The sequence below is a fragment of the Streptomyces monticola genome (assembly GCF_042665355.1).
In the GTDB taxonomy this organism is placed as follows: domain Bacteria; phylum Actinomycetota; class Actinomycetes; order Streptomycetales; family Streptomycetaceae; genus Streptomyces; species Streptomyces monticola.
Genome location: NZ_JBHTCF010000014.1, coordinates 164,862 through 180,717, shown reverse-complemented (window position 1 = coordinate 180,717; position 15,856 = coordinate 164,862). Strand labels below are relative to the sequence as shown.

Annotated in this window: 9 protein-coding genes; 7 read left to right on the top strand and 2 right to left on the bottom strand. The window is 70.4% G+C overall.

Annotated features, from left to right (window positions below; all coding sequences use genetic code 11):
- Positions 1-13: 13 nt before the first annotated feature.
- Complete coding sequence (yicI, locus tag ACFQVC_RS28725) at positions 14-2,296, top strand: alpha-xylosidase (RefSeq protein WP_381835954.1); 2,283 nt, start codon at positions 14-16, stop codon at positions 2,294-2,296.
- Complete coding sequence (locus ACFQVC_RS28720; RefSeq protein WP_381835952.1) at positions 2,293-5,190, top strand: glycoside hydrolase family 3 C-terminal domain-containing protein; 2,898 nt, start codon at positions 2,293-2,295, stop codon at positions 5,188-5,190. The genes yicI and ACFQVC_RS28720 overlap by 4 nt, the downstream gene beginning before the upstream one ends.
- Before the next feature lie 239 nt (positions 5,191-5,429).
- Here the strand turns inward: ACFQVC_RS28720 and ACFQVC_RS28715 are convergent, their stop codons facing one another.
- Positions 5,430-6,197, bottom strand: a complete 768-nt coding sequence (locus ACFQVC_RS28715; RefSeq protein ID WP_381835951.1) for a FadR/GntR family transcriptional regulator — start codon at positions 6,195-6,197, stop codon at positions 5,430-5,432.
- 152 nt (positions 6,198-6,349) lie between these two features.
- Between ACFQVC_RS28715 and ACFQVC_RS28710 the strand changes: the two genes are divergently transcribed.
- The 5 genes from ACFQVC_RS28710 to ACFQVC_RS28690 all read left to right on the top strand — a co-directional run bounded on the left by ACFQVC_RS28710 (position 6,350) and on the right by ACFQVC_RS28690 (position 13,129).
- Complete coding sequence (locus tag ACFQVC_RS28710) at positions 6,350-7,612, top strand: ABC transporter substrate-binding protein (protein ID WP_381835949.1); 1,263 nt, start codon at positions 6,350-6,352, stop codon at positions 7,610-7,612.
- Positions 7,613-7,772: 160 nt separating this feature from the next.
- A complete protein-coding gene (locus ACFQVC_RS28705) occupies positions 7,773-8,603 on the top strand; it encodes a carbohydrate ABC transporter permease (protein WP_381836087.1) in 831 nt (276 codons plus the stop codon).
- The gene (locus ACFQVC_RS28700; protein WP_381835947.1) at positions 8,603-9,430 is read left to right on the top strand and encodes a carbohydrate ABC transporter permease; all 828 of its coding nucleotides are present in this window, start codon (positions 8,603-8,605) and stop codon (positions 9,428-9,430) included. Before ACFQVC_RS28705 ends, ACFQVC_RS28700 begins: the two co-directional genes overlap by 1 nt.
- Before the next feature lies 1 nt (position 9,431).
- On the top strand, positions 9,432-10,691 hold the full coding sequence (locus tag ACFQVC_RS28695; protein ID WP_381835945.1) for a mandelate racemase/muconate lactonizing enzyme family protein: 1,260 nt from the start codon (positions 9,432-9,434) through the stop codon (positions 10,689-10,691).
- Positions 10,679-13,129: a glycosyl hydrolase family 95 catalytic domain-containing protein gene (locus tag ACFQVC_RS28690; RefSeq protein WP_381835943.1), complete on the top strand. Its 2,451-nt coding sequence runs from the start codon at positions 10,679-10,681 to the stop codon at positions 13,127-13,129. Before ACFQVC_RS28695 ends, ACFQVC_RS28690 begins: the two co-directional genes overlap by 13 nt.
- 77 nt (positions 13,130-13,206) lie before the next feature.
- On the opposite strand, the gene ACFQVC_RS28685 is transcribed toward ACFQVC_RS28690, so the two are convergent.
- Complete coding sequence (locus ACFQVC_RS28685; RefSeq protein ID WP_381835941.1) at positions 13,207-15,357, bottom strand: glycoside hydrolase family 9 protein; 2,151 nt, start codon at positions 15,355-15,357, stop codon at positions 13,207-13,209.
- Positions 15,358-15,856: the final 499 nt, after the last annotated feature.

Here is a 15,856-nt window from a genome sequence, read left to right as displayed (position 1 = left end):
GAAAGGCTGGCGCATGAAGTTCACCGACGGCTACTGGATGCTGCGTGAGGGCGTGCGCGCCGCCTATCCGGTCGAGGTCCTCGACGTGACCGCCACCGACGGCGGCACGCTCGAGATCCACGCCCCCACCCAGCCCATCCGGCACCGCGGCGATCTGCTCAAGGGCCCGGTCATGACGGTCTCGTGCCACTCACCGATGCCCGACGTGATCGGCGTGACCCTCACCCACTTCGCCGGCGAGGTCGACCGCGGCCCGCACTTCGGCCTGGCCGAAGGCGACGCACACACGCAGGTGTCCTTCGACGACGAGCACGCGACGCTCACCTCGGGCAGCCTCGCGGTGCGGGTGGCGCGCGGCGGGCCGTGGCAGCTCGACTTCCTGGCCACGGACGGAATGCGGCCGCTGACGTCGTCACGGCCGAAGGCCATGGCCATCCTGCAGACGGACGACGGTGGGCACTATCTGCGCGAGCAGCTGCAACTCCCGGTCGGCGCGCATGTCTACGGGCTCGGCGAGCGGTTCGGGCCCCTCGTGAAGAACGGCCAGGTCGTCGACATCTGGAACGCCGACGGCGGCACCGCCACCGAGCAGGCGTACAAGAACGTGCCGTTCTATCTGACGGATGCGGGCTACGGCGTGTTCGTGGACCACCCCGGCCGGGTGTCCCTCGAAGTCGGCTCGGAGGCGGTCTCACGGGTGCAGTTCAGCGTCGAGGGGCAGGCGCTGACGTACTACGTCATCCACGGCCCGTCACCGAAGGAGATCCTGCGCAAGTACACCGCGCTCACCGGCCGCCCCGCGCTGCCGCCCGCCTGGTCGTTCGGGCTGTGGCTGTCCACGTCGTTCACCACCTCCTACGACGAGGAGACCGTGACGTCGTTCATCGACGGCATGGCGGAGCGCGACCTGCCGCTGTCGGTGTTCCACTTCGACTGCTTCTGGATGCGCGAGTTCAACTGGTGCGACTTCACCTGGGACCCGCGTGTCTTCCCCGACCCGGCGCAGATGCTCGCGCGGCTCAAGGACAAGGGCCTGCGCATCTGCGTATGGATCAACCCGTACATCGCTCAGCGGTCACCGCTCTTCGCCGAGGGCCGCGACGGCGGGTACCTGCTCAAGAAGCCGGACGGCGGGGTGTGGCAGTGGGACCTGTGGCAGCCGGGCATGGCCCTGGTGGACTTCACCAACCCGCAGGCGCGGGCCTGGTACGCGGGCAAGCTGGAGGCACTGCTGGATATGGGGGTCGACTGTTTCAAGACCGACTTCGGCGAGCGGGTGCCCACCGACGTGGCGTACTTCGACGGCTCCGACCCGCAGCGGATGCACAACTACTACACGTATCTCTACAACCGGACGGTCTTCGACGTGCTGTCCAAACACCGGGGCGAGGGCGAGGCGGTGGTCTTCGCCCGCTCGGCAACGGCAGGCAGCCAGCAGTTCCCCGTGCACTGGGGTGGAGACTGCGAGGCGACATACGAGTCGATGGCCGAGTCCTTGCGCGGCGGGCTCTCCCTGGGCATGTCCGGCTTCGGCTACTGGAGCCATGACATCGGCGGTTTCGAGGGTACGCCGACGCCCGCGCTGTTCAAGCGGTGGATCGCCTTCGGCCTGCTGTCCTCGCACTCGCGGCTGCACGGCTCGGCCTCGTACCGGGTGCCGTGGCTGTTCGACGAGGAGGCCGTCGACGTGCTGCGGCTCTTCACCAAACTGAAGCTGCGCCTGATGCCGTACCTGGATGCGGTCTCCCGCCAGACGCATGCCGAGGGCGTGCCGATGATGCGGGCGATGGCCCTTGAGTTCCCGGACGACCCGGCGTGCACGCACCTGGAGCGGCAGTACATGCTCGGCCCCGACCTGCTGGTGGCGCCGGTGTTCTCCGACGTGGGTGACGTCTCGTACTACGTGCCCGAGGGCACCTGGACGCATCTGCTGACCGGCGAGCAGGTGCGGGGCCCGCGCTGGGTGCGGGAGCGGCATGGCTTCGACAGCGTGCCGGTGCTGGTGCGACCGGGCACGGTGCTGCCCGTCGGCGGCATCGACGACCGGCCCGACTACGACCACGCGGACGGCGTGACACTGCGCGGCTACGGGCTGTGCACCGGCGACCAGGTCGCGCTGACCGTGGGCGGCGTGGACTTCACGGTCGTCTGCGAGGACGACGTGGTCCGGGCCTCGGCGAGCGACGCGAGCCGCCCGTGGGCACTGGAGCTGGCCGGCGGCCCGACGGCGCGCGCCGCAGCGGGCACCGAGGTGATGGAAGCGATGAGACCGCATCGGAAGGAGTCACGTCCGTGAAGCGACGAACCCTCCTGGCCCTGCCCGCGGCTGCCGCGCTGGCCGGCGTCATCGCCGGACCGGCCGCTGCGGCGCAGAGGGCACCGCGGGTCGAGAAGCTGCTCGGCAAGCTCACCCTGGACGAAAAGATTTCGCTGCTGCACCAGTGGCAGCCGGCGATACCGCGGCTCGGCATGAAGGCGTTCCGCACCGGCACCGAGGCGCTGCACGGTCTGGCCTGGCTGGGAAAGGCCACCGTCTTCCCGCAAGCCATCGGCCTCGCCTCCACCTGGAACCCGGACCTGATCGAGCAGGTCGGGGCCGCCGTCGGCGACGAGGTCCGCGGCCTGCAGCACGAACGGCCGCCCGGCTGGGGCCTGAACGTGTGGTCGCCGGTGGTGCAGTTGCTGCGCGACCCGCGCTGGGGCCGTAACGAAGAGGGCTACTCCGAAGACCCCCATCTGACCGCGGTGATGTCGACGGCGTACGCGACGGGCCTCAGCGGCGGCGACCCCGACCACCTCAAGACGGCGCCGCTGGTCAAGCACTACCTCGCCAACAACAACGAGGTCCGGCGCACCACGACCTCCTCCGACCTGCGGCCGCGCGTGCTGAAGGAGTATGAGGAACCGGCGTACAAGGCGGCCGTCTCCGCCGACGCGGCGTGCGGCGTGATGACCGCGTACAACCTCGTCAACGGCCGCCCCTGCACGGTCACCGACCTGAACAGCTCGGTGCGCACCTGGACCGGCCGGGCGCTGCTCAACGTCACCGACGCCTGGGCGCCCAACAACCTGCCGGCCGGCGGCTCGCAGCAGTACTTCGGCACCCAGGCCGAGGCCAACGCCGCGATCCTCAAGGCAGGCGTCGACAGCTTCACCACGGACGACAGGGGCGCCTCGAAGACCATCGCCGCGGTCAAGGAGGCGCTGGAGGAAGGCCTCCTCGCGGAGCCGGACATCGACACCGCCGTCCGGCACATCCTCGACATCCGCTTCCGGCTCGGCGAGTTCGACGAGAACGGGGGACCGTACGGGCACATCGACAAGTCCGTCATCGACAGCCCCGCGCACCGCGAACTCGCCCGCCAGGCCGCCGCCGAGGCGATCGTGCTGCTCAAGAACGACGGCGACACCCTCCCCCTCGACCTGCGAGCGATACGGAAGGTCGCGGTCGTCGGCCCCCTGGCGGACACCCTCTATACCGACTGGTACTCCGGCGAGCTGCCGTACAAGGTGACGCCGCGTGCCGGCATCGCCCAGCGGCTCGGGGACGGTGCGACCGTGGCCACGAGCGAGGGCGTCGACCGGATCGCGCTGAAGAACGCCGCCACCGGCGCTTACCTCACGGCGGGCAGCGGCGCCGGCGGGGCGGCGCTCGAGGAGCGCGCCACCGAGCCCGGCGCGAGGGCCCACTTCGACGTGTTCGGATGGGGCCAGGGCGTGGTCACGCTGCGGTCGGCCGCCAACGGCAAGCTCGTCGGGATGCGCGACCCGGACGGCGGCGGACCCGAGGGCTATCAGTTCTTCAACGACCAGGACCAGCCCAACGGCTGGTTCGTCTCCCAGCTGTTCAAGCTGGAGGCCCAGGACGACAGCACGGTCCTGTTGAAGTACGCGGGCTACGAGGACTGGCTCGGCACGAACGTCTACCTCCACGCCCGCACCGAGGACGGCAGGCTCGTGCTCGGCTCCGCCGCCGACGCGAGCCGCTATATCCGGGAGGTCGTACGGGACGGCACCCAGGAGGCGCTCGCCGCGGCACGGGACGCGGACTCGGTGATCGTGGTGGTCGGCTCCATGCCCTTCATCAACTCCCGTGAGACCGACGACCGCGAGGACATGGGCCTGGCGGAGACTCAGGCGGCGCTGGTCAAGGCGGTCCTTGCGGCCAACCCGAACACGGTGGTCATCGTGGAGAACAGCTATCCCACGACCCTGAACTGGGAGCAGCAGCACGTCCCCGCCCTGCTCTGGACGACCCACGCCGGCCAGGAGACCGGCAACGCGCTCGCCGATGTCCTCTTCGGCGACGTGAACCCCTCCGGCAGGCTCACCCAGACCTGGTACCGGTCCGAGGACGACCTGCCCTCCATCCTGGAATACGACAACATCAAGCACGACCGCACCTACCAGTACTTCACAGGAGACGTGCTCTACCCCTTCGGGCACGGCCTGTCGTACACCGCCTTCCGCTACGGCCGGCCGCGAGCCGTCCGCGGCGGCATCCAGGTCGCGGTCACCAACACGGGCCGCCGGGCCGGCGCCGAAGTCGTACAGCTCTACACCCGCCAGCGAGGGTCACGGGTCAAACAACCGCGGCGGAAGCTGCAGGCGTTCGAGAAGGTGACGCTGAAACCCGGCCAGACTCGCACCGTGACGCTGCCGCTTTCCCGCGACGCTCTGGCGTACTGGGACGTCACCCGCTCCCGGTGGGTGGTGGAGCACGGCAGGTACGAGGTCATGGCCGGCGCGTCGTGCGGTGACATCCGCAGCCGCATCACCCTGGACGTGCGGGGCGAGACCGTCCCGCCGCGTGACCTGTCACGCACGACACGGGCGGAGAACTTCGACGACTACGACGGCGTGCGGCTGGTCGACGAAACCAAGTCGCGCGGCACGGCCGTCGGTGCGGAGTCCGCCGGGGCATGGCTGCTGTTCGCCGATGCGGACCTGGGCGGGGGAGCGAGGCGCCTGACCGCGTGGGTGGCCAAGGAGTCACCGGGCCAGGGAACGGTCGAGGTCCGCCTGGGCGCGCCGGACGGCCCGAGGGCCGGCACGGCGACAGCGGCGAGTACCGGTTCCCGTTACGTCTACGCGGAGGTGACGGCCGCGCTGTCGGGCGCCTCCGGGGGCCAGGATGTGTACTTGGTGCTGTCCGATGGCCTGAGGTTGTCGACCTTTTCGCTGAAGTGACGGGCGTGCGTCTGCTCGCCATCAGGTGGTGTGCCCGGCTTCACGGCCAGATGCGGCCCGGTGAGGAACCGCGCCAGGTCCGGGGCCGGAAGCGCCATGGCCTCCGCGATGTCCTGAGCCGAGCTGAAGTGGCGCAGTGCCATGGTGGGGCGGTCACCGCAGGGCCTCGTCGTCGAGTCCGCAGCCCGCCGCCATCGCCCGCCCGCCCGGCGAGGCAAGTCGAGGCGGTGGTCGAAGAGTTAACGCTGCAGTCTCACCGGGTCGCCCGGTGCGCTGCGGCGCACGAGCCAGGCCTCGGTGATGTGCGTGAACATCGCCTCGGCCGCGCCGCTCGGGTCCTGGGCGGCGATGCGCTCGTAGATGCGGCGGTGGCCGCGATTGGACGCGACGCACATCGCGCGCTCGGGCCGGCCCATGTAGCGCGCGGTGTTGATGACTTGGCTCTCCAGCGCGCGTACCACGGCGCGGGCGATGCGGTTCTGCGAGGCCTGCATGATCACGTCGTGGAAGGCGCGGTCGTGCTCGGCGTAGGCGACGTGGTCGTCCACGAGTTCGTCCATCCGGTCCACCAGGGTGCGGAGCCGGTCGACGACGTCCGGGGTGGCGAGCCGGGCGGCGACGTTGGCCATGTCGGACTCCAACAGGCGCCGTGTGACGACGAGATCGTCGAGAATCTCCAGGCTCTCGTCCTCCTCGATGGCCGCTCCCAGGACAAGCTCGTCGAGCATGTTCCACTGCGCGGGCGGGGTGACCAGGGTGCCGGAGCCCTGGCGGACCTGCACCAGGCCCTTCTCCTGCAGGATCTTCACAGCTTCACGGACGACGGTTCTGCTCACGCCGAAGGTCTCGCAGAGCGCCGGCTCCGGCGGCAGGGGCGCGCCGGGCGGATGCACGCCGCGGACGATGCGTCCCACCAACTCGGCGGTGAGCGCCTGCGCGAGGTTGGCCGGGCGGCGCACCCAGGCCGGTGAGGCCGAAGCGCCGGCGGCGTTCTGCGGTGCCGTCATGTTCCCCTCCGTCGGCCGCGACCAGTCCCGCCGCGAGCCGGCGTCAGTATACGTGACGCATCTCTTGACCTTATACGTCATACGACTTACGTTTCCGATGTCCGGGGCGAGCGTATGGCAGGGCGGACCGAACCCTCCGGGGGTGAGCGACGATGAAGCATCGGACACGGTGGGCGACCGCTCTGGTCGCGACGATGGTCCTGGCCGCTTGCGGCAGCGCGGGGTCGGAGTCCCCGTCCGGCGCCGACGACAAGCTCGTCGTATGGGACTGGAAGTCCGGCGACGAAGCGGCCGCCGCCTATGTGCAGAAGGCGAAGAAGGACTTCGCCGCCAAGCACCCCGACGTGAGCGTCGAGTTCGTGGCTCAGCCCTTCGACCAGTACTACACGCTGCTCGGCTCGGCCATGCAGTCCGGCAAGGGTCCCGACGTGATGCTCTTCAACGGTGGCGGCCAGCTGCGGGACCGGGCGGACGACCTTCTTGCCCTCGACGACCATGTCGCCGAGGACCGGCGGCGGCTGGCGGGATGGGACGCGTTCACCCTGGACGGCGCGGTCTACGCGGCGCCGGTGACGCTGCAGGGGCATCCGATCTACTACAACAAGGCGCTGTACAAGGAGGCCGGGCTCGACCCGGAGCAACCGGCGGACACCTGGGACGAGTTCGTCGACGACTGCAAGACCATCGCGAAGGAGACCGGGGCCAAGTGCCTCTCCGTCGGGAACAAGGAAGGGTTCGGCATCCAGTTCTTCCTCTCCGCGCTGGGCTCCGGCGTGCTCTCGCCGATGGAGTACGACGAGTGGATCGCCGGAGAGCGGAACTGGACCTCGCCCCGCGTGCGGCAGCTCTTCGAGCTCTGGCAGCAGGCCGAGAAGAAGGGCTTGAACACCGAGGGGCCGAACTCGACCGCGCTGTTCAACGACGCCTTCGCACGGTTCGAGTCCGGCGACGCGGCCCATGTCGTGGGGCTGATGTCCGACGTCGGCCACTGGAAGGAGTTCCGCGAGCTCCTCGGCGAGAACGACGTCGGGGTGATGCGGGCACCGGCCGTCACCGCGAACGCCGAGCCCAGCCTGCCCTACGACGGCGGGATCGGGTACGCGGTCGCCAAGCAGACCGCGCACCCGAAGCTCGCCGTCGACCTGGTGCGCTCCTTGACCTCCAAGGACGCGCTGGCCGCCTTCTCCGACGACGCCGGCGCCATCGCCTCCGACACCGACATCGATGTCGGAGGCGGCGGACCCGCCCGCACCGCGATCATGCGGGAGGTCGAGTCCGGCAAGCCCGCCCTGCACGTCGCCCTGTCGACCAAGACCCTGGAGCTGATGGGGCGGCTGTCCCAGCAACTCCTCAGCGGCTCGGTCGGCGTCGACGACGCGGTCCGACAGCTGGCCGACTCCGACCGGGCGGGCTGAACCCGTGGCGTCCGGAAGCCCGGCGCCTGTGGTCGGCACGGTCGAGACCGGGCGGAACGGGGGCGCACCGGTGCAGCGGCGCGTCCGCCGACGGCACAACTCGCCCGGCCCGCCACGGTGGTGGGGCGGGCGCACGGCCGAGCGGCTCGCCCCCTACGTCCTGGTGGCCCCCGCGGTGCTTGTCATCGTCCTGCTGCGGCTTGTCCCGCTGCTCCTGGGCGTCAACTTCTCCTTCACCGGCGACGGCGACCGCGACGGGACGGCGGTGGGCCTCGACAACTACACGGAGCTGCTGCAGGATCCGGTCTTCCGCACCGCGCTGAGCAACGTCGGCCTGCTGGTGCTGCTGCTGCCACTCGCGGTGGCGATCCCGGGCCTGCTGGCGACGTTCATCTACCTGCGGGTGCCCGGGCACCGGCTCTTTCGCAGCGTCTACTTCTTCCCGGCCGTGCTCTCCCCGGTGATCGTCGGGGCGGTCTTCAACCTCCTGCTGGCCTTCGACGGCCCGCTGAACTCCGCCCTCAAGGGCGTCGGAGCCGGACCCGTCGACTGGCTCGGCGATCCCGACGTCGCCATGTTCACCGTCGTCGGCGTGCACATCTGGGCGACGTTCGGGATGGCCCTGGTCGTCTTCCTCGCCGGGTTCGCGACGCTGGACGGCACGCTCCTGGACGCCGCGCGGGTCGACGGCGCCTCGCTCGGCCAGGTCATCCGGCATGTGATCGTCCCCGGACTGACCCGCACCATCCAGTTCGTCGTCGTGACCACGATGATCGGGATGCTGACGTCCATGTTCGGCCTGCTGTACGTGATGACCGGCGGCGGCCCCGAAGGATCGACGTACCTGCCGGAGTACTACATCTGGATCCAGCAGGGACAGCTGGACCGCCCGGCACTCGCCTCGGCCGCATCCACGGTGCTCTTCGTCATCATGCTCATCGTGGGACTCGCCCAGATCGCGCTGCTGCGCCGCACCGGCAGGGAGGACTGATGCGCGGCCCGCGCGCGAGCAGGTGGCTCCTGGCCGCGCCGATGGCCCTCCTCGCACTGGCGACGGTCTACCCCTTGGTCTTCACCGCGAACGTCGCCATGAAGACCCGCAACGACTACATCCTCGACCGCTTCTCGCCGGCGCGTCCCCCGCACGGGGACAACCTCGTCACCGCCTGGACGAGCGCCGACATGGGCCGGTACTTCGTCAACTCGCTCGTCGTCGTCCCGGTGTCCGTCGCGCTGCTCCTGCTGATCGGCTCGATGGCCGGCTTCGCGCTGAGCCATCTGCGTTTTCGCGGCTCCCGCATGCTGTTCCTCGGCTGCCTGGCGGCGCTGTTCGTGCCCTTCCAGGTGATCATGGTTCCGCTGGCGCGGATGATGGCCGAGAGCGGGCTCATGGACACCTACCCCGGGCTGATCCTCGCCTACGTCGCCCAGTTCCTGCCGTTCACCGTCTTCCTGATGACGAGCTACTACACCGGGGTGCCCGGCGAGATCGTCGACGCGGCCAGGATCGACGGCAGCACGCTCTACGGCGTCTACCGGCGCGTCATGCTGCCGATGGGCCGGCCCGCGCTGCTCTCGGTCGGCATCCTCGACACCCTCTTCTGCTGGAACGACGTCCTCATCGCCCTGTTGATGATGCCGTCCCCCGAGCACCGCACCCTGATGACCGGCGTCACCTCGCTGCGCGGCCAGTACACGGACAACATCCCCGCCTTCGCCGCGGGGGTGCTCATCGCCGCGCTGCCCGTCCTGCTCATCTACCTCTTCTTCCAGCGCCAGATCGCCGCCGGCATCACCGCGGGTTCCACGAAGGGATGACATGCGGATCACCGGGTTGCGCACCCTGACGACGATCCAGGAGTGGGACCGGCCCGTCGGCGACGCCAACGGTGTCATCGCCGACGGCGTCGTCCCCGTGCCGCTCGTCCTCGTCGACACCGACGCGGGGATCACCGGCGTCGGCCTCGGACCGCACATCGAGCTGGAGACCGTCTTCGCCGCGATCGACGGCGAGGACCCTCGCTGCGTGACCGCGCTCTACGACCGCATGCTGCGGCACGTATTCAAGGCCGGCCACGCCGGAGCCCTGTTCGGGACCATCGGCGCCCTCGACACCGCCCTGTGGGACATCAAGGCGCAGGCAGCGGGGGAGCCGCTGTGGCGCCTTCTCGGCGGCCGCACCCGTACGGTGCCCGCGTACGCGTCGGGACTCGACATCGCTCTCAACGACGACGAACTCGTCGCGGTCCACCAGGTCTACGCCGAACACGGGCTGCGGGCGGCCAAACTCAAGGGCGGACTCGACGTCGAACGGGACAGACAACGCCTGGACCTGGTCCGCCAGTTGCTCACCGACGCCGCAGGCGGCACCCGGCCGGCCCTGATGCTCGACGCGAACGAGACCTGGGCCCGCAAGCAAGCCGTCCGGCACGTGTGCGAGCTGGAGCGCGCCCTGGATCTCACCTGGGTCGAGGAGCCCGTCCGCCGGTGGGACGCGGAGGGCCTGGCCGTCGTCCAGCGGGGTATCCGTGCCGCGGTCGCCAGCGGCGAGAACCTCACCGGCCTCGAGCAGTACCGCCCGCTCCTGGCGGCCGGCGCCGTCGACATCGTGCAGACGGCCGCGGTGTGGGGGGTGACCCACTTCCTGCGGGTGGCCGCCCTGGCCCACGCCCACGACCTGCCCGTCAGCCCGGTCGGCGACACCCCTGTCGGACTGCTGCACGCCGCCACGTCCGTGCCCAACCACCTCGTCAGCGAGCTGCAGAACCTGACGCCGCCGCTCGGACTCTGCCTGGACCTGCACGTCGAGGACGGCGCCTTCGTCCTCGGTGACTCCCCGGGCCTGGGCCTGCGGGTGGACGAGGAGACGATCGCGGCGCGCCGCCACCGCACCGCCCCCGCACCCGACGGCCCGAACGTCCGCCCGGAGAGCGCGGGACGACGACTGTCCGCCCAGGCCGCCCACGCCGACGACGCTCACACCCCGCTGCACCTGCAGCGCAGCGCGCCCCGGCCCGGACCACGTGCCGAGCCACCTCACCGTCAAGAACCCAAGGGAGGACCGAAATGCCGCGTGTGACGCGAAGACAAGCGATCAAGCTCGGCACCGCGGGCACGGGGGCCGCGCTGCTGCCGGTGCCAGGGACAGCCGTCGCCCGCGCCGACGCGGCCGCGCCCGCGGAGATACGCGCGATCGACGACCTGGCCCTGTGGTACGACCAGCCGGCGGGATCAAACTGGCTGCGTGCGCTCCCGGTCGGCAACGGCCGCCTCGGCGCCATGGTGTTCGGCAACGCCGACACCGAGCGGCTGCAGCTCAACGAAGACACACTCTGGGCCGGCGGCCCCCACGACTACAGCAATCCGCGCGGGGCCGGTGCCCTCGCGGAGATCCAGCGGCTGGTGTTCCAAAACCGATGGGCCCAGGCACAGACCCTCATCGACCAGGCGATGCTCGGCCAACCCGCCGGGCAACTCGCCTACCAGCCCGTCGGTGACCTCCGGCTCACCCTGCCCGGCGCGAGCGCAGTGTCCGGCTTCCGGCGCTGGCTCGATCTCACCACCGCCACGACCGCGGTGACCTACACCGTGGCCGGTGTGCGCTACCGGCGTGAGGTGATCGCCAGCGCCCCGGACCAGGTGATCGCCGTGCGCCTGACCGCCGACGCGCCCGGTTCGATCTCGTTCTCGGCCGCTTTCGGCAGCCCGCAGCGCACGACGGCCGCCAGCCCCGACAGCGCGACGATCGGTCTTGACGGCGTCTCCGGCGACCACCGGGGAATCGCCGGCTCGGTCCGGTTCCTCGCGCTGGCCAGGGCTGTCGCCGAGGGCGGCAGCACCGCAAGCTCCGCAGGCACACTCCGGGTGTCGAACGCCGACAGCGTGACACTGCTGGTCTCGATCGGCACCAGCTACCGCAACTACCAGCACACGGGCGGCGACTACCGGGGCATCGCCTGGAGACACCTCAACACCGCGGCCCACACGCCGTACGACGATCTCCGCCGCCGCCACGTGGCCGACTACCAAGAGCTCTTCGGGCGCACCACCCTCGACCTCGGCCGCACGGACGCGGCCGACCAGCCGACCGACGTCCGGATCGCGCGGCACGGCCAGGCCGACGACCCGCAGTTCGCCGCCCTGCTGTTCCAGTACGGCCGCTACCTGCTGATCTCGTCCTCGCGGCCCGGCACCCAGCCGGCCAACCTGCAGGGCATCTGGAACGACCAGATGAACCCGCCGTGGGAATCGAAGTACACCCTCAACGCCAACCTGCCGATGAACTACTGGCCGGCCGACTCGACGAACCTGTCCGAATGCTACGAGCCGGTGTTCGACATGATCGACGACCTCACGGTCACCGGCGCCCGCACCGCGAGGGTGCAGTACGGCGCCGGAGGCTGGGTCACGCACCACAACACCGACGGGTGGCGGGGGTCCTCGGTCGTCGACGGCTCGGTGTGGGGCATGTGGCAGAGCGGCGGCGCCTGGCTCTCCACCATGATCTGGGACCACTACCTGTTCACTGGCGACACCGGCTTCCTGAAAGCCAACTACCCCGCGATGAAAGGCTCCGCCCAGTTCTTCCTCGACACCTTGGTGGCAGAGCCGAACCTGGGATGGCTGGTCACCAACCCGTCGAACTCCCCGGAGCTGACCCACCACGCGAACGTGAGCGTATGCGCGGGGCCCACCATGGACATGCAGATCCTGCGCGACCTGTTCGACGGCTGCGCCTGCGCCGGCGAGATCCTCGGCGTGGACGCCGACTTCCGCAAGAGGCTCCTGACAGCCCGGGAGCGGCTGGCGCCGTTGCGGATCGGCTCCCGCGGCAACATCCAGGAGTGGCTCTACGACTGGACGGAAACCGAGCCGTCCCACCGCCACATCTCCCATCTCTACGGCCTGCATCCCAGCAACCAGATCACGAGGCGCCGCACACCAAAGCTGTTCGACGCCGCCCGCCGGACCCTGGAGCTGCGCGGCGATGCCGGAACCGGCTGGTCACTGGCCTGGAAAATCAACTACTGGGCGCGCATGGAGGAAGGCGGCAGAGCCCACGACCTGATGCGTGACCTCGTGACGCCGGACCGGCTCGCGCCCAACATGTTCGATCTGCATCCGCCGTTCCAGATCGACGGCAACTTCGGCGCGACGTCCGGTATCGCCGAGATGCTCCTGCACAGTCACGACGGCGAGCTGCACCTGCTGCCCGCGCTGCCACCGGCCTGGCCGAACGGAAGCGTCACAGGCCTGCGCGCGCGAGGCGGCTTCACCATCGGCGCCACCTGGCGCGACGGCCAGGGCATGGAGCTCTCGGCCACCCCTGACCGCGACACCTCCGTCAAGCTCCGCAGCCGGATGCTCACCGGGGACTACGAACTGCTCGACCTGACCGCCGGCGCTCCCGTCCAGGCGACGCGGACCGAGCCCGACCGGATCGAGTTCGCCGGCCAGGGCGGCCACAACTACCGCGCGATATCCCTCGGTTCACTGCCAGCCGGCCATGGCGGGTGAGCCCTTGTGGTGCGGATCAGGCCGGCCAAGGCGGTCCGGGGCGGGATCGTATGCCCCGGGCCCTGGCCGGCCGTGGTTCAGGTGCAGGTGTTCCCGTTGAGTGTGAAGGCCGCGGGGGAGGGGTTGGTCCCGGTGTGCGTTCCCTGGAATCCGAAGCTCGCTGTCGCACCGGGCGCGACGGTCCGGTTCCAGCCGGCGTCGCGGGCGACGACGTCGGTGCCGTTCTGGGTGACGGTCGCGTTCCAGGCGTTCGTGACACGTTGGCCGGCCGGGTAGGTCCACTTCAGCTGCCAGCCGTCCACGGGGGTCGGGCCGGTGTTCTTGACGGTGACCGTCGCGGTGAAGCCGGTGTTCCAGACGTTGTCGGTCTTGTACGTCACCGCGCAGGCAGCGGGGGGTGGTTCGCTGTTGGAGGTGCGTTCGGCGGCGTAGGCGGTGAGCCAGGCCAGTGGGGCGTTCCAGTTGATCGCGACTTCGTTGGTGGAGTACGACTCGATGTCGTCGATGTAGCAGGCGGCGGGCGCACAGCCCCGCAGCTTCTCTTCCGCCACCGGGTCCTGCAGTCCGCTGTTGGGACCGCCTGCGAGGGATCCCGCCGGCGGGCGGGGCAGTGAGGCGTCCAACTGGTGTGCCCAGAAGCGGTGGTGCTGGTTCTGCGCGTACGTCTTGCCGTAGCCGGTGATGTAGGACCGGCCGAGGGCGTTGCGGCCGAGCAGGTAGTCCATTGTCTCCAGCGCACCGGTGCGGTAGCGCTCGTTGCCGGTCAGCTCCGCGGCGACGGCCAGGACGATCGCGTCATTGGCGACCGCGCCGTTGGAGCCCCAGAAGTAACCGTCCGCCGGGACGGGCACCGCGTAGCCCTGGGCGGCCATCCGGGACAGGTAGCCGTCGGCGGCGGTGGCCACCGACGTCCGTACCCGGTCGCGGTCGGCTGCGGGCAGCCCGTTGGGGACGGTGGCCAGGGTGAGCCGGCCGAGGGCGGCCGTGTCCGACCAGCCGAACCCGTAGGCGGAGAAGGCGGATTCGGAGGTGTGCCAGGACGAGCCGGTGGCCGCGTCCCGGTAGCCGCTCTCACCGGTCGTGGCGTACAGCTCGGCCGCCGCCCAGTAGAACTCGTCGCCGACCTGGGTGTCGCCGTACGCGCCACCGCCCGTGCTGTCCGAATCCGGCGCGTACAGGGCCGGGTTGGCCTGCGCGGCCGTCCAGGCCCGGCGGGCGACCGACAGGCAGCGGTCGGCGAACGCGGCGTTGTACGGCTTGAAGACCCGGGCGCATTGTGCGGCGGCCGCGGCGAGGTTGAGGGTCGCCGCCGTGGACGGACGGTGCAGCTCGCGGGGCTGGGAGTCCTGCTCGGGGCGCGTCGGCAGAGCCGTCCAGGCCGCGTCATGGATCTTGTGGAACGCCATGCCCGCGTACTGCTTGCCCTCGGGCACCTGCATCCGCATCAGGAAGTCGAGCTCCCAGCGCGCCTCGTCGAGGACGTCGGGTATGCCGTTGCCGCGCTCGGGGATCTTGAGGGTCGAGTCGCCGAGGGCCGCGTCTTCGCCCGCGCGCTTGGCCCGCTCGAAGGAGTTGACCATCAGCCAGGTGGAAATGCCGCCGTTCACCACGTACTTGCCGTGGTCGCCCGCGTCGTACCAGCCACCCCTCACGTCCTGGGTGTAGTCGCACACGGTGGCCTGGCAGGGGACGGAGGTGTCGCCCTTGTTGGGTGCGACGCCGAGGTGTCCGGCCGGGCGGGAGTAGGCGGAGCCCACCAGGGAGGCGTCGATGGGGGTGCCGCTGCGCTGGTGGTAGAAAAACGCCATCGCGTCGGAGCGCAGGCCGTCGTACAGGTTCGCGCGGATGTCGAAGGGTGCACTGGTGTTGCCGTCCACGGCCAGGACGTATCCCGAGCCGGTCCCGCGGTACGAGGAGAAGTCGGCCACCTGGACGGACTGTCCGGAGGGGGCGTCGGCGCCGCGCGGGACGGTCGCACCCGAGGCGACCACTGCCCCGGAGGTGTCGCGCAGTTGCCAGGTGAGTGACTGGGGCGCCGTGGTGACCACGGTGGCGCCTTTGGGCCCGTCGGGCAGGTAGCCGACCTGGTTGACGCGTACGCCCGTGGTCGCCGCGGAGGTGGCGGCTGCCGCCGTGGGCGCGGTCAGGGGGCCGCCGACGAGGAGGGATCCCGCGAGCAGGGCTGCGGCGTGGCGTCTGGTGCGGCGTAACGAAGGGACGGTGGGCATGAGCGGCTCCAGGGTGTCGAAGGGGGTCAGCAGGGGGAGTTGGCCCGGGGGAGCGGGCCCATCCGCCGGGGAGGGCGGAGGTGGTCGTTGCCGCTGAGGTTTGTGCCTTGGTGGACGTATCGGAGTCGGTACGGATCGACGGTCGGGGTCTGGTGGTTGCCGGCGCGGATCGTCTCGCCGTGGGCTGGGTCCTGCGTCCAAGTACCGGTGGCGCCGACGGTGCCGTCAGCTATGGGAGCGCTCCCATTGAACGAAATGCCGAACGAAGATCGGTGGATCGAAGGATCGAGGCGGACAGTAATGGCGCACGGGGCGGTCGTCAACAGGAGCGCAGTCGAGGGGAGTTGGAAGACGCGACCCGATGCATGCCCGTGCTCCTGTCCGTGGCGTGCCCTCCTGTCTCCGGCCAGTCCCGTGCGGCTGCAGTCCGCCACGACGACGCTCCGCCCGTGCGCCGCGCCGGGCAGCACCGGCCCAGAACCTCCTGCTCCGCGCGCAG